The following is a 21,117-nucleotide window of genomic DNA, read 5'->3' on the forward strand; positions in this document are numbered from 1 at the left end:
TATAAAATAAATAGGTGGATGGAAGAGTTGTTGTACCGACATATAAGGTTATCTCTCCTTAGTTCTGTTCTTTAGTGAAAAAAATCTGTCATGTTTTGGATCTTTTCTTTTGTTTGGATGTTGTCGTGTGGTAGCTGTTTTTGCTAGTATCACGCTGATACCCGATTAGAGGTGTCCGAAAAAGCGTTTTTTAAAAGAGCCTAGGAGGTAGAAATGGCTAAAGAAAAATTTAAACGAACCAAACCGCATATCAATGTTGGTACTATTGGTCATGTTGACCACGGTAAAACCACTCTTACAGCAGCAATTTCAAATTATTGTGCTTCTAAAAGTGGAAGTAAGGTCATGAGCTATGATGATATTGACAACGCGCCCGAAGAAAAAGAGCGTGGTATCACTATCAATACAAGGCACGTAGAGTACGAAACAGATGCACGACATTATGCTCACGTTGACTGTCCAGGCCATGCTGACTACATCAAAAACATGATTACCGGTGCTGCTCAGATGGACGGTGCTGTTCTTCTTGTAGCTGCTGACTCTGGGCCTGAGCCCCAGACCAGAGAGCATATCCTTTTGGCAAAGCAGGTTGGAGTTCCAAAACTTATTGTTTTTATGAACAAATTAGACCTTGCTGATCCCGAATTGGTCGATCTGGTAGAAATGGAAATCCGCGAACTTCTTGATGAGTATGGTTTTCCCGGAGATGATACTCCCATCATTAAGGGATCTGCTTTTGATGCCATGTCAAACATCGAAGACGGTGAGAAGACTGCCTGTGTTCAGGAACTCCTGGATGCTATGGACTCTTATTTTCCTCTTCCTGAGCGAGCTATTGATCAGCCCTTCCTGATGCCCATTGAAGACGTTTTTTCAATTTCAGGCCGTGGTACTGTTGTAACTGGCCGTATTGAAAAGGGTGTTCTGAAGATTGGTGATCAAATTGAGATCGTTGGAATTAGAGATAATCAGACAACAACTTGTACAGGCGTTGAAATGTTCAATAAACTTCTTGAAGAAGGTCAGGCTGGTGATAACATCGGTACTCTTCTTCGTGGTATTGATAAAAACAATGTTCAGAGAGGACAGGTTCTTTGTAAACCCGGTTCAATTAAACCTCATACAAAGTTCAAAGCTACTCTGTACTGTCTGACAAAAGAAGAAGGTGGCCGTCATAATCCATTCTTCTCCGGTTACAGGCCACAGTTCTATTTCAGAACTACCGACATTACAGGAACAGTAACTCTTCCCGAAGAGAAACAGATGGTAATGCCTGGTGACAATACAGAAATCAATGCTGAATTGATCCACCCCATCGCAATGGATAGTGGACTGAGATTTTCTATCCGTGAGGGTGGAAGAACCGTGGCTTCAGGTCAGATTATTGAGATCTTAACATAAGAGTAATTGAAAGTATCGCCCTGTTTTTTACCGCAGGGCGATTTTCTGGAGGATTAATGGGTAAGGAACGAATACGCGTTAGATTAAGAGGATTTGACGTTGAGTTGATTGACCAGAGTGCAAAGGCCATAGTGCAGGCCGTTCAGAAACAGGGAAGCAAAGTTTCTGGGCCGATCCCTCTGCCTACACGAATTAATAAATTTACTGTATTGAAGTCAACTTTTGTAAATAAGAAGTCTAGAGAGCAGTTTGAAATGAGAACGCATAAAAGACTTATAGATATTTTAGAGCCAACCTCTGCTGTTATGGACGCTCTCATGAAGCTCGAGCTACCTGCTGGAGTGGATGTAGAGATCAAGCAGTAAGTAAGAATGTTGAGGTATTAGATGATTGGTTTAATTGGCAAGAAAGCTGGAATGACACAGGTGTTTGATTCCGAAGGGAAGCTCACTCCTGTTACCGTTATTAAAGTAGAGCCTAATGTTGTCGTAGCCAATAGAACTGTTGAAAGTGACGGCTATAGCGCGGTAGTTCTTGGGGCGGTAGAGATGAAATCCAGCCATGTTAGCAAACCTTATGCGGGACAGTTTAAAGACGATACTACCCCTAAGAAACATGTAATGGAACTACGGGACTTTGAGAGAGAATGTAATGTTGGCGATTCTTTCGGTGTTGAACTGTTAGAAGAGTTTTCCTTCGTTGACGTTATCGGAACATCTAAGGGGAAAGGTTTCCAGGGTGTAATGAAACGGCATAATTTTAGTGGAGGACGTGCAACGCACGGTTCAAAATTCCACAGAGTCGGTGGTTCTACTGGTATGGCAGCATACCCTTCGAAAGTAATTAAGGGTACGAAAATGGCCGGACGAATGGGTGGTGAACGTAAAACTATTCAGAATCTGGAAGTAGTAAAAGTAGATGCTGAAAAGAAAGTAGTATTGGTCAAGGGTGCTGTGCCCGGTACGAAAGATAGTGTTGTCTTAGTACGTAAAGCCAAGAAGAAATAGAGGATTATTATGGACAGAAAAGTCTTTTCAATTGATGGAAAAGAGCTGCGGACAATAACTCTTGAAGATTCAGTATTCGCTCGTGAAATTAGTGATGGCTCTATTTACAATGCTATCAAAAATGAGCTTGCTAACAAAAGAGTTGGAACAGCCAGTACTCTCACTCGTAGTGAAGTGAGAGGAACAACAGCGAAACCTTGGAGGCAGAAGGGAACTGGACGGGCGAGAGCCGGTCGAAGAAGATCTCCTGTTTGGGTTGGTGGTAGTGTCGTATTCGGTCCTAAGCCGAGAGACTACAGCTATTCTCTTCCCAAGAAAGTAAAGCAGTTAGCTATGAAATCCATACTCACTCTGAAAGCTCAGGATGAGAATACATTTAGAATTGTAGAAGATTTCACGGTTGATACCGGAAAAACCAAAGATTTTAAAGCCATTTTGAAAGCTTTGGTAAATGATGATAAAACAGTTGTTGTTCTTAAGGATGATGACAAATTGATCAGACAGGCAGGTCGTAATCTTCCAAATGTTAGATTCCTTTCTTACAACAGGCTGAGTGCACACACTCTGTTTTATGGTAAGAATGTATTGATGTTGGAAGGCGCCGTTTCAAAGCTGAACGAATTTTATGGTGTATGAGGTTGAGTATGGATGCCTATAAAGTAATTATAGAACCTGTATTGACAGAAAAATCTAACTTTCTCCGTGATGGTGAAACAAAGAAATATGTCTTTAAGGTTGATAAGAAAGTAAATAAGATCCAGGTAATTGAAGCAGTAAAAGATATCTTTTCTGTGAATCCTGTTAGCTGTAATATAGTGAATGTTCGTGGAAAGAAGAAAGCGAATGTTCCTATTTCCGCTGCCAGCTTCATAAGAGGTTATGGTAAGACTTCGTCCTGGAAAAAAGCAATTGTGACACTTGCCGCAGGTGAGAAAATCGATGCTTTTGAAGGCGTGTAAGGTAGGAGTAATTCTGTGGGTATAAAAAAGTATAATCCTAGAACACCGTCCCAGAGATTTAGACAGAGTTTGACTTTTGAGGGTCTCACCCGAAGTCAGCCTGAGAAATCACTCTCTTCTGGTAAATCTTCAAAAGCCGGTCGTGGAGCTGGAGGATGGATTAGTGTTCGCCGCCGTGGTGGTGGCCACAAAAGAAAGTACAGAGAGATAGATTTCAGACGAAATAAGTTTGATATTCCTGGTAAGGTTGCTCAGATCGAATACGATCCGAACAGATCAGCCAATATCGCTCTGCTGCATTATGCTGATGGTGAAAAACGTTATATTGTTGCTCCCAAGGGTGTTGAAGTTGGAACTGTGCTTTTAAGCGGTCCTAATTCACCCATTGAAGTGGGAAATTGTCTTCCTCTGGAAAATATTCCGGTAGGTCGTGTTGTTCACTGTATTGAATTGCAACTTGGTCGTGGTGCTCAGATGGTAAGAACAGCCGGTAGTGGTGCTCTTATCGCAGCTAAGGAAGGTGATTATGTAACCATTAAGATGCCTTCCGGTGAAATGCGCCTCGTTTTCAGCAAGTGTATTGCAACTATTGGAGAAATCGGCAACGAAGATCACATGAATGTGAAAATCGGAAAAGCCGGTCGTTCTAGATGGATGGGTAAAAGACCCAAAGTTCGTGGTGTTGTTATGAACCCCGTTGATCACCCCCATGGTGGTGGTGAAGGTAAGACTTCCGGTGGACGTCATCCTGTTTCCCCCTGGGGAAAACCGACCAAAGGTTTCAAGACAAGAAAGAAACATAAAAACTCTGACAATTTTATTGTTAAGAGACGGAAATAGGAGTAAAACGTGTCTAGATCAATTAAAAAGGGACCGTTTATTGCCAAAAGCTTGTTTAAAAAGGTTATTGAACAGAATAAGTCCGGTTCCAAGAAGGCTATGATAAAAACTTTCAGCAGAACCTCCACAATTATTCCAGAAATGGTCGGTTTGACAGTTTCGGTTTACAATGGCAAAACATGGATTCCTGTATATGTAACAGAAAACCTTGTTGGTCATAAACTTGGTGAGTTTTCTCCAACCAGAATGTTCCGTGGACATGCTGGTTCCGATAAGAAATCGAAAAGGTAGGTGAGTGATGGAAGCAAAGAAAGGTTACAAAGCGATAGCTAAGAATTTGCCAATGTCTCCCACTAAAATCAGACCTATTGCTGATAATATTAGAAGGAAACCTTATTCTGAAGCAGTTGCGATTCTTGAGAATCTGCCGAATAAAGGAGCTAAACTTTTAAAGAAAGTTGTCATGTCTGCAGCTGCTAATGCATTGCACCAGAACAACATGCTTGATGAAGATGCCCTTTATATCAAAGAACTGTTAATTGACGGTGGTCCCATTCAGAAGAGAATGTGGCCTCGTTCAAGAGGAAAAGCAGATAGACTGCTTAAAAGATCTTCACATATTTCTGTAGTAGTAGATGAATTAGGAAGTACGGGGGAATAAATGGGACAGAAAGTAAATCCTTACGGTCTCAGACTGGGAATAAATAAAACTTGGAAGTCAAAATGGTATGTTGACCCCAGAGATTATGCTGATTCACTGCATGAAGATCTGGCCCTCAGGAAAGCCCTTATGGACAGTCCTGAAGCTCGCGGTGCTGAGATTGGTGATGTTGAAATTATCAGACAGCCTCAGAGAATTACCATGATGATCTATACTGCAAGACCTGGTGTGATTATTGGTACCAAGGGTGCCAACATTGAAAAGATCGGCCAGCGACTGCAAAAGATGACTGATAAGAAAATACAGGTAAAAATCAAAGAAGTGAAGAAGCCTGAGGCTAACGCACAGATTGTTGCTTTGAATATTGCCCGTCAGCTGAAAGGCCGTGTCGCTTTCAGAAGAGTTCTTAAGATGACTGCATCTAACTCTATGAAAGCTGGAGTTAAAGGAGTCAAAATCAAGGTTTCTGGAAGACTCGGCGGTGCTGAGATGGCCAGAACTCAAGAAGTAAAAGAGGGACGTATTCCTCTGCACACCTTGAGAGCTGATATTGATTATGGTTTTGCAGAAGCAAATACAACCTTTGGTGTTATCGGTATCAAAGTCTGGATTTTTAAAGGCGAAGTTTACGGTCATGAACAGAAAGATGATGCCGGACTTCTGGTGAGTAGAAACCAGAGAGACAAGGCTTCAAGGAGCTAAGAGATGCTGAGTCCAAAGAAAACGAAATATAGAAAACGAATGAGAGGCGGACCTCTTAAAGGGAATGCCACTAGAGGGAACACTATTGCCTTCGGTGAATGTGGACTGGTTGCTATGGATAACAAGTGGATTAGTGCTAGACAGATTGAAGCAGCTCGTGTGGCGATGACACGTCACATCAAGAGAGGTGGGAAAGTCTGGATACGAATCTTCCCGGATATCCCTTATACCAAGAAACCTGCTGAAACCCGAATGGGAAAAGGTAAGGGTAACCCTGAAAAATGGGTTGCTGAAGTTAAACCTGGAACTGTAATGTTTGAAATCGGCGGAGTTGAGAAAGATCTGGCTCATAAGGCTATGATCCTTGCAGGAAGCAAGCTGCCTATTAAAACTAAGTTCGTCTATAAGGAGGCGTAATAGTCATGAAAGAGCGTTTCAATGACCTGTCGGTTGAAGAGCTGATCGCCAAAAAGGACGATCTAAGCAAAAAGCTGCAGAAAATGAGATTTGATATGGTTCTGGGACATGTAGAAAATCGGATGGATAAAAGAAATCTGAGAAGAAGCATTGCTCGTTTGAACACAATGATTAACGAGTTTGATCTCGGAATCAGAAAGGTGTAAGGTAAGTCATGGAAAAAGAGACATCCAAGAAGACAGGAAAGAAAGTCTTCACCGGCGTGGTCGTCAGTGACAAGATGGATAAAACAGTCGTTGTGCAGATTACAACTAAGAAACTCCATCCTTTGTACAAAAAGTACGTTACCAGTTCGGTAAAATATAAAGCACATGATGAAAAGAATGATGCTCATATTGGTGACAAAGTCCGCATTCAAGAATGCAGGCCTGTCAGTAAAGATAAATGCTGGTCTCTTCAGGAAATCCTTGAGAGAGCAGTGTAGCGCTGGAGGGTATAAATGATTCAGGATAATACATATTTGAATGTTGCTGACAACTCTGGTGCTAAAAAAGTTATGTGTATCAAGGTTCTCGGCGGAAGTCATAGAAGATATGCCACTGTTGGCGATATCATTGTAGTTGCAGTAAAAGATGCGATTCCTCATGCTCCCATAAAGAAGGGAGATGTCAGGAAAGCTGTTATCGTAAGAACACACAAAGAGTACAGAAGATCAGATGGTACTTACATCAGATTCGATGACAACGCCTGTGTTATTATAGATGATAAAAGCGCTCCCGTTGGAAAGCGTATTTTCGGGCCCGTTGCAAGAGAACTCAGAGATGCTGATTTTATGAAAATTGTATCCCTGGCACCTGAAGTTCTTTAGGGGAGTATGAAAGATGGCTGAAGTGAAATATAAGATTAAAAAGGGCGATCAGGTAAAGATTATTGCTGGCAAAGACAGTGGTAAGACCGGACGCGTACTTAAGATCCAGAGAGGTACCGGCCGAGCAATAATTGAAGGTTTGAACATGGTCAAAAAGACTGTAAAACCTAAGGCTCAGGGCGACAAAGGCAATATCATTGAAATTGAGGCTGCCATAGATCTCTCAAATGTACAGGTTCTCTGTAAGAAATGCGGTCCAACCAGGATCAGCATTAAAGTTGACGGAGATAGTAAAGTAAGAATTTGCAAGAAATGCGGGGAAGCTTTATAATGGCGGCAAATAAACCTAGATTAAAAACTGTTTATTCAGAAAAAATCGCTCAGGAATTATTTACTGAGTTTGGCTATAAGTCCAAAATGCAGATTCCCAAAGTTGAAAAGATTGTTGTAAGCATGGGTGTTGGTGAAGCAATTACCAACAAAAAGCTTCTTGAATCTGCAGTGGAAGAATTGACACTGATTACCGGTCAGAAAGTCATGAAAACCAAGGCAAGGAGATCTATTGCGAACTTTAAGGTTCGTGAAGGTCAGGAAATTGGTGCTAAAGTAACTCTAAGAGTGATTAAGATGTACGAGTTTCTCGACCGTCTGATCAATATTTCTCTCCCCCGTGTAAAAGACTTTAGAGGAGTTAATCCCAAGGCTTTTGACGGTAGAGGTAATTATTCTCTGGGAATTACAGAGCAGATCATTTTTCCGGAAATTGACTACGATAAGATTGAGCAGATTAACGGTCTGAACGTAGCCATTGTAACTACGGCTAAAACTGATGACGAAGCAAGAACACTTCTTGCCAAATTCGGTATGCCTTTCAGGAAATAGGCCCTTAGGCCTAAGGATAGGAGTTTATAGATGGCAAAAAAATCTATGATCGTTAAGTGTAATAGAAAGCAGAAATTCAGTACTCGTGAATACAACAGATGTCGTATTTGTGGGAGACCTCGTGGATATATGAGGAAGTTTGAGATGTGTAGAATCTGTTTTCGAAAACTTGCTAACGAAGGTATGATTCCCGGCGTTACGAAATCGAGCTGGTAGGAGAGTATTATGAGTGTTTCAGATCCTGTAGCGGATATGCTCACAAAGATTAGAAATGCCAGCAGGGCTAAATTTGAGAAGGTCGATATTGTTCCTTCCAAGCTCAAGCTGGAAATTATTAAAATTCTGAAGAATGAAGGTTTCGTCAAGAATTTCAAAAAAGTGACTCAGGATGACGAGAGTGTTATTCGTGTCTTTTTGAAATATGATGATCAGGAAAATCCAATTATTCATGGAATCCAATCTGTATCTACTCCCGGTAGACGGGTTTATACAGGTTACAAGGATATTCCCCGTGTATTAAATGGATTCGGTACAGTGATTGTTTCTACTTCAACTGGAGTGACAACTGGCAAGAAAGCCACTGTCGGGAAAGTCGGTGGTGAGATCATCTGTAAGGTCTGGTAAGGGGGAGAATTAATGTCTCGTATAGGTTTAAAACCAGTATCAGTCCCTAAGGGTGTCACTGTTGCTGTAAAAGACAATATACTGACCGTTAAAGGAGCCAAGGGTGAATTGACCCAGGCTTACGAGCCTGAAGTCAGCTTTGAACTCAAGGGTGATTCGGCTATAGTCAGCAGAAGAGATGATACCAAAAGAGCCAAGTCAATGCATGGCCTTTACCGAAAACTGTTGGAAAACATGGTAGAAGGTGTTTCCACTGGATTTTCAAAATCTCTTGTTATCAATGGAGTTGGTTACAGGGCAGAAAGCAGAGGTAAAAGTCTTTTTCTGAACCTGGGATTTTCAACCCAGATCGAATATGTTCTTCCCGAAGGGGTGAGCGTTACTTCAGAGGGTAATAAGGTTACTGTTTCTGGTATATCCAAGGAACTAGTAGGACTTGTTGCCAGTGAAATCCGTGGACTTAGACCTCCCGAACCTTATAAAGGTAAGGGGATTAAATACGAAACAGAACATGTCAGACGTAAAGTCGGTAAGTCTGGTGTTAAATAGGTTGTAAATTATGGATAGAATTAAAGAAAAGCAAGCTAAACGGTTGCAGAGAAAAAAACATGTTCGGAAAAAAATATCCGGAACTGCTGATAGGCCCAGACTGACTGTTTTTAAAAGCAACAAAAATCTTAATCTCCAGGTAATTGATGACGTTAAGGGTCACACCATCGTCAGTGCCTCTACACTGGAAAAAGATCTTACTGCAATTAAAGTTAACGTCGAAGGTGGAGCTCAGCTTGGTAAGGTCATCGGCGAAAGAATGAAAGCAGTAGGAATCAATGCAATAGTATTTGACCGTAACGGTTTTATGTACCATGGTATTGTTAAAGCAATTGCTGAAGCAGCCAGAGCCGAAGGCATTCAGTTTTAAGAGGTAAACTATGGCGTATGAAAAAAGAAACAGAGAAGAAAAAGAATTTACCGAAAAGTTAATCAAGCTGAATCGTGTTTCAAAAGCTGTAAAAGGTGGACGAAAAATGTCTTTCTCCGCACTGATGGTTGTCGGTGATGGTAAAGGCCGCGTTGGTTTTGGATTCGGTAAAGCTAATGATGTAGCTGAAGCAATCAGAAAGAGTGTTGAAAAGGCTAAGGGTAACCTCAGAACCATTCCTCTCAAGAAGAATACAATTCCCCATGAGATTCTGGGTGAGTTCAAAAGTGCTTCTGTATTACTGAAACCTGCTGCACCCGGTACTGGTATTATTGCTGGTGGTCCTGTTCGTGCGGTAATGGAAGCTGCAGGCATTCATGATATTCTGTCCAAGTCTCTTGGCTCCAAGAATACCATGAATATCGTTAAGAGCGTTTTCAACGGTCTGGATAATCTGTTCGATGCTAAAGCCGTTGCAAGCGGTCGTGGTAAGAACATAAGTGAACTGTGGGGTTAATATGGCTAAGAAAATTCGTGTTAAACTTGTACGCAGTACAATAGGCCGCAAGCCCCAACAGAGGAAAACAGTCAAGGCCCTTGGTCTTGGTAAGCTCAATTCTGTTGTTGAGAAAGAGGTTAACCCTTCTGTTCTCGGTATGGTTCAGTCCATTTCACACCTCGTTGAAGTAGAGGAGATGGAATAGATGAATAACATTTTTGTACTTAAAGCCCCTCAGGGTGCTAACAGAAAGAAAAAAGTTCTCGGAAGAGGGCATGGTGCCGGTACTGGTAAAACATCCGGTCGAGGTCACAAAGGTCAGAACTCCCGATCCGGTGGCAATGTTCGCCCTGGATTTGAGGGTGGGCAGATGCCTCTGTATAGAAGAGTGGCAGCAAGAGGTTTCTCGAACTATATGTTCAAGAAGACTGCTGTTCCTGTGAATCTGTTCCTATTGGAAAAGAATTACAGTGACGGCGAAATTGTTTCAATGAAAACGCTGCTGGAAAAAGGCCTGATCAAAAAATCCGAGAAGAGTATAAAAATACTTGGAAATGGTGAGCTGAGTAAAAAGCTTGACGTCCAAATTGAAAAAGTTTCCGCTGGTGCAGTTGAAAAGATTGAGAAAGCCGGTGGAAAAGTAGTTAAAAATCCAAATCAGGAATAGTTGGTAATTTATGGCTGGTAATCCACTCTACGACATGTTTAAAGTAAAAGAGCTCAGGATGAAGATCTTTTTTACTCTGGGAATGCTGATAGTATTCAGATTAGGCGCAATCCTGCCCATACCGGGCATTGATGCTTCTGCACTCAGGCTCTATTTTCAGAATCAGGCATCAAGCGGTTCGGCAATGGGAATTACAGAATATCTTGACTTTTTTGCTGGAGGAGCCTTTAAAAACTTCTCTATCTTTATGCTTGGTATAATGCCCTATATTTCCATGTCCATTATCATGCAGCTTCTGCTGCTTGTGTTTCCTCGTTTAAAGAAAATTGCCGAGGAAGATGGCGGTAAAAAGAAAGTTCAGAAACTGATTCGTTACGGAACTGTAGTTGTATGTATCATTCAGTCTTATGCTGTAACCGTATATGCCAGCAGAATCCCTGATGCTATCATCCCGTCCATGTTTGGGTGGAAGTATACCGTTGTTGCCATGTTAACTGTAACAACCGGTACCATGTTCCTGATGTGGATTGGTGAGCAGATCAATGCCAAAGGAATTGGTAATGGTATTTCATTACTGATTTTTGCCGGTATTGTAGCTAGAATGCCTGGTGCATTCAGCATTTTGGGTAAAGAAATCCGTAGTGGAAATCTAAACCCTGTATTTGTAATTTTCGCTCTATTGATGTTTGTGGGTATCATTATGCTGGTGATTTACGAACAACAAGGGCAGAGAAAAATCCCTGTGAATTATGCGAAGAGAGTAGTTGGTCGGAGGATTTATGGTGCACAGAACACCTATATACCCATCAAGATCAACCCCAGCGGTGTAATCCCCGTTATCTTTGCTTCCTCTATTCTGACATTCCCCCTTCAGATAGCTGGTACACTCGGAAGCACTAGTAAAGCTTGGTCACAGGTTGCCAGTTGGCTCAGGCCTAATGGTGGACCTTATCTGGTTTTATATGCACTGTTAATTATCTTTTTTGCTTACTTTTATACCCAGGTTTCTATGAATCCTATTGAAATTGCTAGGCAAATAAGAGAGAATGGCGGTTCAATCCCGGGAATCCGGTCGGAAAACATGGAAGGGTATCTGACAAAGATACTCAACCGTATTGTACTTCCCGGATCAATGTTCCTGGCATTGATAGCTTTGATTCCTTCCTTTATCATTAACCTGTTTGGATTCCCACAGCAGGTTGCCTACTTGATGGGAGGTACTTCGTTGTTGATTATGGTCGGTGTTGACCTTGACACAATGAGTCAGATTGAGGGCCATCTTAAGATGCATCACCATGATGGACTCGTGAAACGAGGGAAACTTAAAACAAGGAATCTTTGAGAGGTATATTATGAAGGTTAGAGCAAGTGTTAAACCTATTTGTGATAAATGTAAGGTTATCAGAAGACGTGGTGTCCTGAGAATCATATGTGAAAACCCTAAGCACAAACAGAGACAGAAGTAGGAGGTCCATAAGTGGCTCGTATTGCAGGTATTGATCTGCCCAACAAGCATGCAGATATTGCATTGACATATATCTTCGGTATAGGTAGAACCTCTGCTAAAGAAATCTGTGCAAAGACAGGTGTAGATCCAGAAAAACGAATCAATGAACTCTCAGGTGAAGAAGTCAATGAGCTGAGAAAATTGATCGAAAGTGAATATAAGGTTGAGGGTCGTCTGAGATCTGAGGTTGCTTTGAATATCAAACGACTAATGGATATCGGATGTTACCGGGGTCTTCGCCATAGAAGAAGTCTGCCCGTTAACGGACAGAGAACCAAAACTAATGCCCGAACCCGTAAGGGGAAGGTCAAAACCGTTGCTAAGAAAAAGAAATAGAACGGTTGGAGGTTTAAAAATTGGCTAAGACAAAGAAAAAGAAAGAAAAGAAAAATATATTTGAGGGTAATGTTTATATTCAGGCTACCTTCAATAATACTATCGTAACCATTACTGACTTGAAGGGAAATGCAGTTGCATGGAGTAGTGCTGGATCCCTGGGTTTTAAGGGTGCTAAAAAATCTACTCCCTATGCCGCTCAGACTACAGCCGAAACAGCAGCCAACAGAGCCCTTGATTTTGGGCTTCAGGAAGTTAACGTTTTTGTTAAAGGTCCTGGTGTCGGTCGGGAATCTGCGATCAGATCCTTGGGTGGACTTGGTCTTCGGGTGAAATCTATCAGGGATATTACTCCAATTCCTCATAATGGATGCCGTCCTAAAAAGAGCAGAAGAGTATAATACCTAAAAGCAGGTGGAACAAATACCGGTTTGATACTTCAAACCGGTTGTTCGCTTATTTGTAGTAAGGAGCATAAATGGCACGTAAAAACCTATTGAAGGGATTTAAACGACCAAAAGGAATCACCTTTGAACATGGTGAGCAAGAATCTGGTTATGGTAAATTTATGGCTTACCCTTTTGAAAGAGGATATGGAGCAACAATCGGTAATTCATTACGTCGGATTTTGCTTTCTTCTATTCAGGGATACGCCATAACAGCAGTGAGAATTACAAGCTACAATAAAGATGGTAATGCTCATGTTATAACCAGTGAATTTGAATCCATTCCTGAAGTCGTTGAAGATACACCCGAATTGATAAGCAATTTAAAATCTCTGCAATTAAGCCTTCCTGAAGACATTGAAGAGAAGACAATCCTTGTTGAGTGGAAAGGGATTGGCGTCATGACTGGTGCAGATCTTGAAAAAGATGGTATCACAGTGACCAACAAAGACCTCAAGATTTGTACCTTGATGGAAAATGCTGATCTCGAATTCGAAATTCAGATAGACCTTGGAAGAGGCTATGTTCCTTCTGAACTGAATGATAAATATATTGAAGTTGTAGGGACAATCCCTATTGATTCAATCTTTTCCCCCATCAGGAAAGTAAGGTATGAAGTTGAGAATACTCGTGTCGGTCAGAGGTCTGACTATGACAAATTGATCCTTGAAATCTGGACCGATGGTACAATTTCACCTGAGGACGCTCTTGCAGAGTCAGCCAAAATTGCTAAAGACCATTTCACTATTTTTATCAATTTTGATGAAGACGATGTGGTTGGAGATGATGAAGTTGATGAGGAAGAAGAGAGAGTTAAAGCTCTTTTAGACACTCCTGTTGAAGAACTCGAATTGTCAGTACGCTCAAGTAATTGTCTAAAAAATGCAAACATCAAAACAATTGGTGATTTAACCAGAAGAACTGAAGAGGATATTGCTAAAACCAGAAATTTTGGTAAAAAATCTTTGATGGAAATTAAAGAAAAGCTGAAAGAATGGAATCTCTCTTTAGGTATGGTTGATTATAGTGTTTTGAAAAAAACAATTAAACTTGAGAATAATAAGGAAGAATAGTCATGCATAACCGAATTGGTTTTAATAGGCTCGGCCGTAAAGCCAGTCATAGAAGAGCTCTTCGTAGAAACATGGTCACTTCTCTCTTTAAACACGAGAGAATCCAGACCACTAAAGCGAAAGCACTTGAAATCAGAAAAACAGCCGAAAAGATGATTACCAGAGCAAAAGAAGACTCTGTGCATAATCGTCGGATCATAGCCAAGAATATTGCTAATAAAGATATTCTGAACAAATTGTTTACTGAAATTGCACCCCGTTTTACAGAAAGGCCCGGTGGATATACAAGAATTCTTAAAATGGGATTCAGAAAAGGCGATGCTGCTGAAATGGTTCTCCTGGAACTTGTTGAAAAAGCAGATAAGTAAAGAAAAACAAAAGAATCCTGACTGAGGATTTGATATATGAAAGAGACGTTAAAATTACTTTTAATGAATCCCTAATGTAAAGTTTAATTCGTTTCGATATTAGTAAGGAAGGTTTCTCTCCTCAAGGAGCGATATCTTCCTTATTTTTTTGGGTAAACAAAATTAAATGCGAATAATCTATAAGATTCTAACAGCTTTATTTATCTCTTTAATCCTGATAAGCACGCTAGCATATTTTGCTTTCACAGGAGCCTTCACACAGATTGAAACTCAATATTTCAGTCAGCGCGTGATCGAAGGGCAGAGGGATAGGCTGGCGCAGAACAATGAACTTGTTCTTCAGTATCATGCTGCCAATATAGAACGCATTAATAGTATTCTGGAATTAAGCTATTTAAAAAATGTTTATGATCCCAGTCAGGAACGTTCCGACATAGTCGATCGTTCAAATTTATTTGGCAGACTGTCAGATGAGCTTGCAGGGTTTCAGTATATAAGAATCATTGACCAGAACAAATTGAATATTCTTTATAGCACTAATGATGCTGACATTAAACAAAAAGACAGTAATCGAATACTCTATAAACAATGGAAAGAAAGCCCTGATTATACTGCTCCCATCCAATATGAGGATTCTAAAGATTCCATTCCTCAGACAATTTATGATCCATCAAGCAGCCGGATTCTATATTCCTTTCCCGCCGTGGATCAGTACGGTTTGTTTAAGGGTACTGTTGTTCTGGAGTTTTCCATATCGGGCCTCCAGAACTATCTTTACAGACAGGGTGGAATTTCAGATGTCAATAGAGTCCAGATTCAGGATCTGGACATCCTGATCTATAATATTACAGCAGACCAATTTGACCTGTTAAGAGACAATATAAACCGCTTTAGATCTCTCGCAGGAGAATCGAATTTTATTCAGAAAGCTGCAGATAGTGAGGGCTCCGATTATTATCTGATCCAGGCTGTGGATAATCATGGATCATTATCTATGGCAGTCATCCCCGGTCAGGACCTTGTTCTAAACAATGAATTCCGAATACTACTTCTACTTTCACTTTTTATTACTCTGTTTTTGATGCTGTTTCTGATATTTAATGTTAAACAAAATCAGGAACTTATACTTAAAAAGAAAATCAAGAAGTTTCAATTGACCTTTCTCAAAGATCTTCTAGATGCAGAAGATGAGCTGAATTGGGACAAATATGAAATAGAACTCAGATCACGGAAAGATGAAGTCCGTAAAGAACTTCTCAAAGACCTTTCCGGTAAATTTAAAAAAAATAAACTGGCTGAAATTGATCAGTTATTGGATAAGAGCTGGGATGAGATCATAAGAGTTTTGATCAGCAAGAAAGATGAGCAGAAGGAAGAGCCCAGTTTTACTGTAAGTGATCTAGAAAAAATGATTAAATCTGCTCTCAGTAATGCCCATTTTACTGTTCAGAATGCTGAAGTTCAGAATGTAAGTCAAATTTCTTCTCAGGGATCGGCTCCAAAAACTGGAATAAGACAAATGCAACCTGTCGATGTTGTTGATGTTGATGATGAAGAACTCGATGAACTCGATGAACTCGATGAGGTTCATGATGCAGGAAATCTGGGAGAGCCCATTGCTGTTGAAGAACTGGATGAGTTGGATGATGCCGAGGAGATGGATGAGCTCGAAGAACTTGACGAAGAGTCTTCTTCTGAAAGCCCGGCACAACCGGTAGATGTTGAAGTACTTGATCAGCTGGATGATGTTGAGGAACTGGATGATCTGGAAGAATTGGATGAAGTACCAGAGGCTGCTGTTGATAATAATGATGGAATAGAATCTCTCAAAGAACCTGATGATGAGTTCATAGAAGTAGATAAAGAGTCTGACCTTGTATTGGAACCTTATATCAATCCATTAGACCTTGATTCATCGGAAGAATCTGAATCCACCGACGATGCTGAGATCCTCGAAGAACTTATAGACCTCGGAGAATCAATTAAACCCGAGCCTACCGGATTATTGGAAGATCTGGATTCGAGGGCAGAGAAAGGAGAATCAGATCTTCAGGATTCCATGATGATTGATCTTGATGAGGTCAATAGTGGTTTCAGCATCCGAGGATTAGTTGAATCCATGGATGTGGATCAAATCTCTCGAAACCTCGAAATACGGTATAACCAGTTTCTGAATGAGGATGAGGCCAACCAAGAGGGTAAAGCCGTTCTTGATGAACTTAATGTTGTTGAGGAAGTTCAGGAATTGCCAGTTGAGAATGTCGATATGGAAGATCTGGATAAACTCCCGGTTGCCTATGATGATGATCAGCAGGAAGAGGATCTTATAGAATTGGATTTTCATGACGATCTTTCTCTTTTCGGTTTAGATCTAACAGGTGGATATCCGATCAATCAGGAAAAAATCAGGGAAAAGCATATTCAGATGGAGAGCATAAATAATGTTGAATCAGTAGGCATTGAAGTAGCTTTGATTGAAGAGCCTCAAGAAACCGAGTTTCTTGATGATAAAGGGCTGATAGAGTTAGATACTATCAGTTCCAAAGACTATTACGGTGAAACTGATTCCTCAATGGATTATAATTCAAATGGATCAGCAATAGTTTCTGATCTGGAACATGATCAGAGAGGGGATGATGGCATGAAAAGTAAAGATAGCTTAGATATTTCCCCATCGGATGAGATAGAGCCGAGAGACAATCTTGAAAACCTTGATGAGTTGGAAGAGCTGATAGAATTGGAAGACGTCGATGAGTTGGATGATCTCGAGGATATCGAAGACATCGAGGAATTGGATGATCTCGAGGAAGGTGATGATCTTGAAGAGTTGGAAGATCAGGATAAGATTGAAGATCCGGCTGATGTCGTAAAAATAGATTTTGCCGCATATTTACAGAAGGCTGGAATTGAATTTGAAAAAGAAGTTCTCCCCGAAAGTGAATCCGAAGAAGAGATTCTGGATGGCAAGATTACTTCTGAATCTTTTATGCAGGGAATGGATAGCCTGGTTCAAAACCTTGCCGAAGATCTCCTACCTCAAATCAGTGATGATGACTTGGATATCGATGAATATTCAATCAGAGATGAGGTTTTCAGTCTTAAAATGACCGAAGAAGGTTTGGATTTTGACAAATTTCGGAGTCATTACCGGTCTGGATCTCTTGGTTTGCTGAAATCCCTTCGTGACTTGACCCGTGAATACAAGGCTCTTAGTGGTATCCTCATGAAAAAAGTCAATAATAGATTGGTCACAGTACATTCAATCGGTATCAATGAAGATGGTGTTGATAGTCTGTCTTCTGCAAATATACCTGTAGTCCTGAATCAACTGACCAGTGAGAGGGGTATTGTTTTCATTAAAAACAAAGACCACTCTTCCCTGGAACATTGTTTTGCACATCCCGATTTCAGACTTTTTAAATGCTGGGTTTTCATGCCTTTGGTCAGTAATGAAGGATTTGAATATATCTTCCTTGGCTATAAGGATTCATCTCAATCTCTCCTGGGAGAATTGTTTGGATAATGGATAGTTCCCTTCTGTAATTCCCTGCTGATTTATAGATTTTGACTCAAATACTTAGACTTGACAAATAGGTCTTTACTTATATAATCATAATATCTTGTAAAATTAGGGGGAAATATGGATCTTGTATATAAGATAGCTCTTCCCCTCGTTGGAATAGTAATCGGTTGGACAATACGATGGCTTTATGCCAGATATCAACTTTCTTCTTCAGAACAAAAATCGTTAAGAGTTAAACAGGACGCAGTTAAAGAAGCAGAACAGGAAAAGAAATCAATCTTACTGGATGCACAGAATCAGATAATGAAAGAACGCCGTCAACTGGAAAAAGAAAACCGGGACAGACGGAACGATATTCAGAAATATGAAAGACGAGTGCAACAGAAAGAGGATAATCTTGATAACAAAACTGCCACGCTTGAACGCAGTCAGGCTTCCCTAAACGAACAGGAAGCGGTTCTTGTAAAAAGAGAAGAAAATGTCGCAGAGGAAGAAGTCCGCTGGCAGGCAGAATTAGAACGAATTTCAGGTTTAACCAAAGACGAGGCGAAGAAATTAATCATACAGAGTCTGGAAAATGAAGCAAAGCATGATGCCCAGGTATTGATTAATAAAATTGAACAAGAAGCAAATCTTACTGCTGATAAGAAGGCCCGTGATATTGTTGTCACGACAATTCAGAGGTTGGCCACTGATGTGAGTACGGAAATTACCGTTACCTCCGTCAGTCTGCCCAATGATGAAATGAAAGGGCGGATTATTGGCCGTGAAGGTCGGAACATCAGAACACTTGAGACTCTTACCGGTGTGGATATCATCATTGATGATACTCCTGAAGCGGTGGTGATCTCCTGTTTTGATCCGATCAGGAAAGTAATTGCAAAAATTGCATTGGAGCGTTTGATCGCTGACGGCAGAATCCATCCCGCAAGGATAGAAGAAGTCGTTCAGAAGGTGACGAAAGAGATCAGTCAAACCATTTATGAAGAGGGTGAAAAAGTCCTCTTTGATCTGGGGATTCACAATGTCAGGCCTGAGGGCATCAGGGCATTGGGGAGACTGCATTTCAGGACGAGCTATGGTCAGAATGTTTTGTCTCACTCGAAGGAAGTTGCCGTTATTGCAGGCATGATTGCTTCCGAAGTGGGAGCCGATGCCGAAATTGCCAAGAGAGGCGCTCTTCTCCATGATATTGGTAAGGGTCTGGAAACTGATGGCGATGTGAATCATGCGGAACTGGGTGCTGAACTCTGTAAACGTATGAATGAAGATCCCCGGATCATCAACGCAGTTGCGGCCCATCATAATGATGTGGAAATTAATTCTGTAGAAGGAATCCTTGTTCAGGTGGCAGATGCCATTTCGGCAGCCAGACCTGGTGCAAGGCGTGAAACTTTGGACAACTACATCAAGCGATTGGAAAATCTTGAAAAGATTGCCATGAGTTTTGAGGGTGTTGAAAAAGTATTCGCCATTCAGGCAGGACGTGAACTGAGAATTATGGTCAACAATGATAAAATTGATGACTCAAAGGCTCAGATCCTGGCTAAGGATATTGCGAAACAGATTGAAAATGAACTTAAATATCCCGGACGCATCCGGGTCACCATTATTCGCGAAACGCGGGCTGTTGAATACGCCCGATAGGAAGTGAACTTTGGCGAGTGAAATACGCGCCCTTATTCTGGGAGATGTTGTTGGATCTCCCGGGAGCAGGGCGCTCTTCTTTGGACTTAAAACTCTCATAAAAGAAACAAGAGCCGATCTGATTATCGTCAATGGGGAAAATGCCGCATCTGGATTCGGAATGATGCCTGATGATGTACATAGGTTGTTGACCTCCGGTGCCGATGTCATTACCAGCGGGAATCACATCTGGCAGAAGAAGGAGATCCTTCCAGTCCTTGATAGTGAAGAACGTCTTCTCAGGCCTGCTAATTATCCACCAGGCGTTCCAGGGCATGGATTCTGTATCCTTGAGAAGAAAAGGCAGAGAGTCGCAGTCATGAACCTCCTTGGTAGGTCACGGATGGGATTTAATGGCTTGTGCCCGTTTCAAACAGGGAAAAAGATTCTTCAGCAGCTTCAAGGAAAGGCGGATGTTTTTATCCTGGATTTTCATGCCGAAGATCCAATGGAAAAGGAAGCCCTTGCCTGCTATCTGGACGGCCAGTTGAGCCTCATTTTTGGAACACACACTCACATACAAACCGCAGACGAAAGAATCCTCCCCGGTGGTACAGGTTACATTACCGATATTGGAATGGTTGGTCCTATGGACAGTGTCATTGGATCAGATCCTCAACAGAGCATTCGACGGAGTCTCTCCCAGCTGCCTCTGAAAATGGAAGTCATTGATAATGAAGCTCTTATCTGCGGACTTTCTGTTGTGATTCAAGACGGTAAGACAGTCCAGATCGATCGGATCAGGCAATTTCCAGAATCATGAAAAAGATTCGTCTTCTTGTTAAACTTCGTCAGGTCTTTCCCGAATATACTGAAAAAGAGTTGTTTGCATCCATCCTCTGCGGTGAGGCCCTGGTCAACGGTGCCGTCATCCGTGATTCAAAGGCTCTGATTCCCCTGGATGCCGCTCTTGATCTTCGAAAAAAGAAATATGTCTCCCGGGGCGGATTTAAGCTTGAAAAGGTTTTGAAACTATGGGATCTGCCTGTGAGGGAAAAGATCATTATTGATGCGGGTTCATCTACGGGAGGATTTACTGATTGTCTTCTTCAAAACGGGGCATCCACCGTGTATGCTGTGGATGTGGGGTATAATCAACTGGATTATTCTCTGAGGACAAATACGGCTGTCATCGTCATGGAAAAAACCAATATTATGAGTGTAGAGTCGCTGGACCCAAAACCCGATTGGGCAGTGGCAGATCTTTCTTTCAGATCTCTCAGGTCGGCAGCCTCGCATATCCTCGGGCTGACTGTTGATTCAAGGCTTATTGCTCTGATGAAACCTCAGTTTGAACTGGATGATCCTGATGAAGATTTTGATGGCATTGTCCGGGATCACCGGCAAATTATGGAAATATGTAAAAAAGTAATACTGGAAATGGCCCAGGAGGGAGCTTTTGTACAAAAGGTGGCCTTGTCTCCCGTCACTGGCCGCAAAGGAAATCAGGAACTGCTGTTCGATGTAACAGGACAAAGGGTTCAATCCTTTGATCCGGAAAAAATCCTATCTAATCTGGAACTGGATTTTTTGAATCGGACCTGATTTTATTTCATGAATGTCAGGGAGTGTTCTGAAAAGATTCCCGGCTCAGCGCTTCACCTATAAAAAAACCTTCACCCCCCAGATACTCCCTCACCACCCCTTCGATCAGGATCTGAACATCTTTGATGTTGGGAAATTCAGTAGAGGTATACCCACTCTGCTTCAATTGAGGCACGTAACCCTCTCT

Annotated in this window: 31 protein-coding genes and 1 pseudogene; all 32 read left to right on the forward strand. The window is 41.4% G+C overall.

The genetic code is table 11. The annotated features are described in order from the left end of the window. Positions 1-213: 213 nt before the first annotated feature. The 32 genes and pseudogenes from tuf (at position 214) to PF479_RS17335 (ending at position 20,930) form a co-directional block, all read left to right on the forward strand. Positions 214-1,401, forward strand: a complete 1,188-nt coding sequence (gene tuf, locus PF479_RS17180; RefSeq protein ID WP_298009158.1) for an elongation factor Tu — start codon at positions 214-216, stop codon at positions 1,399-1,401. A gap of 56 nt (positions 1,402-1,457) precedes the next feature. Then, positions 1,458-1,766, forward strand: coding sequence for a 30S ribosomal protein S10 (rpsJ, locus tag PF479_RS17185; RefSeq protein ID WP_149486646.1), 309 nt, complete (start codon positions 1,458-1,460; stop codon positions 1,764-1,766). Positions 1,767-1,787: 21 nt separating this feature from the next. Next, a complete protein-coding gene (gene rplC, locus PF479_RS17190; protein WP_298009163.1) occupies positions 1,788-2,408 on the forward strand; it encodes a 50S ribosomal protein L3 in 621 nt (206 codons plus the stop codon). Positions 2,409-2,417: 9 nt separating this feature from the next. Further along, entirely contained in the window at positions 2,418-3,044 is a 627-nt protein-coding gene (gene rplD, locus PF479_RS17195) for a 50S ribosomal protein L4 (protein WP_298009165.1), read from the forward strand. A gap of 8 nt (positions 3,045-3,052) precedes the next feature. Further along, complete coding sequence (gene rplW / locus PF479_RS17200; RefSeq protein ID WP_298009168.1) at positions 3,053-3,367, forward strand: 50S ribosomal protein L23; 315 nt, start codon at positions 3,053-3,055, stop codon at positions 3,365-3,367. Positions 3,368-3,382: 15 nt separating this feature from the next. After that, positions 3,383-4,207 carry a 50S ribosomal protein L2 gene (rplB, locus tag PF479_RS17205; RefSeq protein ID WP_298009170.1) on the forward strand — a complete coding sequence of 275 codons (825 nt, stop codon included), beginning with the start codon at positions 3,383-3,385 and terminating at the stop codon, positions 4,205-4,207. Positions 4,208-4,216: 9 nt separating this feature from the next. Further along, positions 4,217-4,498, forward strand: a complete 282-nt coding sequence (rpsS, locus tag PF479_RS17210) for a 30S ribosomal protein S19 (RefSeq protein ID WP_298009173.1) — start codon at positions 4,217-4,219, stop codon at positions 4,496-4,498. Between the two features lie 7 nt (positions 4,499-4,505). Then, positions 4,506-4,868, forward strand: a complete 363-nt coding sequence (rplV, locus tag PF479_RS17215; protein WP_298009176.1) for a 50S ribosomal protein L22 — start codon at positions 4,506-4,508, stop codon at positions 4,866-4,868. After that, entirely contained in the window at positions 4,869-5,570 is a 702-nt protein-coding gene (gene rpsC / locus PF479_RS17220) for a 30S ribosomal protein S3 (RefSeq protein ID WP_298009179.1), read from the forward strand. A gap of 3 nt (positions 5,571-5,573) precedes the next feature. Further along, positions 5,574-5,987: a 50S ribosomal protein L16 gene (gene rplP, locus PF479_RS17225; protein ID WP_298009181.1), complete on the forward strand. Its 414-nt coding sequence runs from the start codon at positions 5,574-5,576 to the stop codon at positions 5,985-5,987. 5 nt (positions 5,988-5,992) lie between these two features. Continuing rightward, positions 5,993-6,193, forward strand: a complete 201-nt coding sequence (gene rpmC, locus PF479_RS17230) for a 50S ribosomal protein L29 (protein ID WP_298009184.1) — start codon at positions 5,993-5,995, stop codon at positions 6,191-6,193. Between the two features lie 8 nt (positions 6,194-6,201). After that, positions 6,202-6,471, forward strand: a complete 270-nt coding sequence (rpsQ, locus tag PF479_RS17235) for a 30S ribosomal protein S17 (RefSeq protein WP_298009186.1) — start codon at positions 6,202-6,204, stop codon at positions 6,469-6,471. 15 nt (positions 6,472-6,486) lie between these two features. After that, on the forward strand, positions 6,487-6,855 hold the full coding sequence (gene rplN / locus PF479_RS17240; protein WP_298009188.1) for a 50S ribosomal protein L14: 369 nt from the start codon (positions 6,487-6,489) through the stop codon (positions 6,853-6,855). Between the two features lie 13 nt (positions 6,856-6,868). Then, positions 6,869-7,186, forward strand: coding sequence for a 50S ribosomal protein L24 (rplX, locus tag PF479_RS17245; RefSeq protein WP_298009191.1), 318 nt, complete (start codon positions 6,869-6,871; stop codon positions 7,184-7,186). Beyond that, a complete protein-coding gene (rplE, locus tag PF479_RS17250) occupies positions 7,186-7,737 on the forward strand; it encodes a 50S ribosomal protein L5 (RefSeq protein WP_298009193.1) in 552 nt (183 codons plus the stop codon). Before rplX ends, rplE begins: the two co-directional genes overlap by 1 nt. 30 nt (positions 7,738-7,767) lie before the next feature. Next, on the forward strand, positions 7,768-7,953 hold the full coding sequence (locus PF479_RS17255; RefSeq protein WP_149486632.1) for a type Z 30S ribosomal protein S14: 186 nt from the start codon (positions 7,768-7,770) through the stop codon (positions 7,951-7,953). A 9-nt stretch (positions 7,954-7,962) separates the two neighbouring features. Beyond that, complete coding sequence (gene rpsH / locus PF479_RS17260) at positions 7,963-8,361, forward strand: 30S ribosomal protein S8 (RefSeq protein WP_298009198.1); 399 nt, start codon at positions 7,963-7,965, stop codon at positions 8,359-8,361. 12 nt (positions 8,362-8,373) lie between these two features. Further along, positions 8,374-8,910, forward strand: coding sequence for a 50S ribosomal protein L6 (gene rplF, locus PF479_RS17265; protein ID WP_298009200.1), 537 nt, complete (start codon positions 8,374-8,376; stop codon positions 8,908-8,910). A 10-nt stretch (positions 8,911-8,920) separates the two neighbouring features. Continuing rightward, positions 8,921-9,280, forward strand: coding sequence for a 50S ribosomal protein L18 (gene rplR, locus PF479_RS17270; protein ID WP_298009202.1), 360 nt, complete (start codon positions 8,921-8,923; stop codon positions 9,278-9,280). Positions 9,281-9,290: 10 nt separating this feature from the next. After that, positions 9,291-9,797: a 30S ribosomal protein S5 gene (rpsE, locus tag PF479_RS17275; RefSeq protein ID WP_298009205.1), complete on the forward strand. Its 507-nt coding sequence runs from the start codon at positions 9,291-9,293 to the stop codon at positions 9,795-9,797. 1 nt (position 9,798) lies between these two features. Continuing rightward, complete coding sequence (gene rpmD, locus PF479_RS17280; protein ID WP_298009207.1) at positions 9,799-9,984, forward strand: 50S ribosomal protein L30; 186 nt, start codon at positions 9,799-9,801, stop codon at positions 9,982-9,984. Next, a complete protein-coding gene (gene rplO / locus PF479_RS17285; RefSeq protein WP_298009209.1) occupies positions 9,985-10,446 on the forward strand; it encodes a 50S ribosomal protein L15 in 462 nt (153 codons plus the stop codon). It abuts the gene before it with no gap. Between the two features lie 10 nt (positions 10,447-10,456). Next, positions 10,457-11,788, forward strand: a complete 1,332-nt coding sequence (gene secY / locus PF479_RS17290; RefSeq protein WP_298009212.1) for a preprotein translocase subunit SecY — start codon at positions 10,457-10,459, stop codon at positions 11,786-11,788. 10 nt (positions 11,789-11,798) lie between these two features. After that, the gene (rpmJ, locus tag PF479_RS17295) at positions 11,799-11,912 is read left to right on the forward strand and encodes a 50S ribosomal protein L36 (protein WP_149486624.1); all 114 of its coding nucleotides are present in this window, start codon (positions 11,799-11,801) and stop codon (positions 11,910-11,912) included. A gap of 11 nt (positions 11,913-11,923) precedes the next feature. Beyond that, the gene (gene rpsM, locus PF479_RS17300; RefSeq protein WP_298009216.1) at positions 11,924-12,289 is read left to right on the forward strand and encodes a 30S ribosomal protein S13; all 366 of its coding nucleotides are present in this window, start codon (positions 11,924-11,926) and stop codon (positions 12,287-12,289) included. Positions 12,290-12,309: 20 nt separating this feature from the next. After that, positions 12,310-12,690, forward strand: coding sequence for a 30S ribosomal protein S11 (gene rpsK / locus PF479_RS17305; RefSeq protein ID WP_298009219.1), 381 nt, complete (start codon positions 12,310-12,312; stop codon positions 12,688-12,690). A gap of 77 nt (positions 12,691-12,767) precedes the next feature. Further along, on the forward strand, positions 12,768-13,808 hold the full coding sequence (locus PF479_RS17310) for a DNA-directed RNA polymerase subunit alpha (protein ID WP_298009221.1): 1,041 nt from the start codon (positions 12,768-12,770) through the stop codon (positions 13,806-13,808). A gap of 2 nt (positions 13,809-13,810) precedes the next feature. Beyond that, positions 13,811-14,164, forward strand: a pseudogene (rplQ, locus tag PF479_RS17315) (50S ribosomal protein L17); the annotation flags it as partial. Positions 14,165-14,342: 178 nt separating this feature from the next. Then, on the forward strand, positions 14,343-17,699 hold the full coding sequence (locus PF479_RS17320; protein ID WP_298009223.1) for a hypothetical protein: 3,357 nt from the start codon (positions 14,343-14,345) through the stop codon (positions 17,697-17,699). Positions 17,700-17,816: 117 nt separating this feature from the next. Next, the gene (rny, locus tag PF479_RS17325) at positions 17,817-19,346 is read left to right on the forward strand and encodes a ribonuclease Y (protein ID WP_298009225.1); all 1,530 of its coding nucleotides are present in this window, start codon (positions 17,817-17,819) and stop codon (positions 19,344-19,346) included. Positions 19,347-19,356: 10 nt separating this feature from the next. Beyond that, complete coding sequence (locus tag PF479_RS17330) at positions 19,357-20,148, forward strand: TIGR00282 family metallophosphoesterase (protein WP_298009227.1); 792 nt, start codon at positions 19,357-19,359, stop codon at positions 20,146-20,148. Further along, entirely contained in the window at positions 20,145-20,930 is a 786-nt protein-coding gene (locus PF479_RS17335) for a TlyA family RNA methyltransferase (RefSeq protein ID WP_298009229.1), read from the forward strand. The genes PF479_RS17330 and PF479_RS17335 overlap by 4 nt, the downstream gene beginning before the upstream one ends. Positions 20,931-21,117 lie beyond the last annotated feature (187 nt).

Origin of the sequence: Oceanispirochaeta sp. (assembly GCF_027859075.1) — a bacterium.
Lineage (GTDB): Bacteria > Spirochaetota > Spirochaetia > DSM-2461 > DSM-2461 > Oceanispirochaeta.

Bases quoted from the DNA above. Each gene is read 5' to 3' on its own strand.
- rpmC (WP_298009184.1), top strand. From the start codon at position 5,993: ATGAAAGAGCGTTTCAATGACCTGTCGGTTGAAGAGCTGATCGCCAAA.
- rpmJ (WP_149486624.1), top strand. From the start codon at position 11,799: ATGAAGGTTAGAGCAAGTGTTAAACCTATTTGTGATAAATGTAAGGTT.
- rplR (WP_298009202.1), top strand. From the start codon at position 8,921: ATGGATAGAATTAAAGAAAAGCAAGCTAAACGGTTGCAGAGAAAAAAA.
- rpsH (WP_298009198.1), top strand. From the start codon at position 7,963: ATGAGTGTTTCAGATCCTGTAGCGGATATGCTCACAAAGATTAGAAAT.
- PF479_RS17255 (WP_149486632.1), top strand. From the start codon at position 7,768: ATGGCAAAAAAATCTATGATCGTTAAGTGTAATAGAAAGCAGAAATTC.
- rplF (WP_298009200.1), top strand. From the start codon at position 8,374: ATGTCTCGTATAGGTTTAAAACCAGTATCAGTCCCTAAGGGTGTCACT.
- rpsJ (WP_149486646.1), top strand. From the start codon at position 1,458: ATGGGTAAGGAACGAATACGCGTTAGATTAAGAGGATTTGACGTTGAG.
- rplN (WP_298009188.1), top strand. From the start codon at position 6,487: ATGATTCAGGATAATACATATTTGAATGTTGCTGACAACTCTGGTGCT.
- PF479_RS17335 (WP_298009229.1), top strand. From the start codon at position 20,145: ATGAAAAAGATTCGTCTTCTTGTTAAACTTCGTCAGGTCTTTCCCGAA.
- rplC (WP_298009163.1), top strand. From the start codon at position 1,788: ATGATTGGTTTAATTGGCAAGAAAGCTGGAATGACACAGGTGTTTGAT.
- rplE (WP_298009193.1), top strand. From the start codon at position 7,186: ATGGCGGCAAATAAACCTAGATTAAAAACTGTTTATTCAGAAAAAATC.
- rplW (WP_298009168.1), top strand. From the start codon at position 3,053: ATGGATGCCTATAAAGTAATTATAGAACCTGTATTGACAGAAAAATCT.
- tuf (WP_298009158.1), top strand. From the start codon at position 214: ATGGCTAAAGAAAAATTTAAACGAACCAAACCGCATATCAATGTTGGT.
- rpsQ (WP_298009186.1), top strand. From the start codon at position 6,202: ATGGAAAAAGAGACATCCAAGAAGACAGGAAAGAAAGTCTTCACCGGC.
- rplX (WP_298009191.1), top strand. From the start codon at position 6,869: ATGGCTGAAGTGAAATATAAGATTAAAAAGGGCGATCAGGTAAAGATT.
- PF479_RS17320 (WP_298009223.1), top strand. From the start codon at position 14,343: ATGCGAATAATCTATAAGATTCTAACAGCTTTATTTATCTCTTTAATC.
- secY (WP_298009212.1), top strand. From the start codon at position 10,457: ATGGCTGGTAATCCACTCTACGACATGTTTAAAGTAAAAGAGCTCAGG.
- rny (WP_298009225.1), top strand. From the start codon at position 17,817: ATGGATCTTGTATATAAGATAGCTCTTCCCCTCGTTGGAATAGTAATC.
- rplD (WP_298009165.1), top strand. From the start codon at position 2,418: ATGGACAGAAAAGTCTTTTCAATTGATGGAAAAGAGCTGCGGACAATA.
- rplP (WP_298009181.1), top strand. From the start codon at position 5,574: ATGCTGAGTCCAAAGAAAACGAAATATAGAAAACGAATGAGAGGCGGA.
- rplO (WP_298009209.1), top strand. From the start codon at position 9,985: ATGAATAACATTTTTGTACTTAAAGCCCCTCAGGGTGCTAACAGAAAG.
- rpsC (WP_298009179.1), top strand. From the start codon at position 4,869: ATGGGACAGAAAGTAAATCCTTACGGTCTCAGACTGGGAATAAATAAA.
- rpmD (WP_298009207.1), top strand. From the start codon at position 9,799: ATGGCTAAGAAAATTCGTGTTAAACTTGTACGCAGTACAATAGGCCGC.
- PF479_RS17310 (WP_298009221.1), top strand. From the start codon at position 12,768: ATGGCACGTAAAAACCTATTGAAGGGATTTAAACGACCAAAAGGAATC.
- rpsE (WP_298009205.1), top strand. From the start codon at position 9,291: ATGGCGTATGAAAAAAGAAACAGAGAAGAAAAAGAATTTACCGAAAAG.
- rplV (WP_298009176.1), top strand. From the start codon at position 4,506: ATGGAAGCAAAGAAAGGTTACAAAGCGATAGCTAAGAATTTGCCAATG.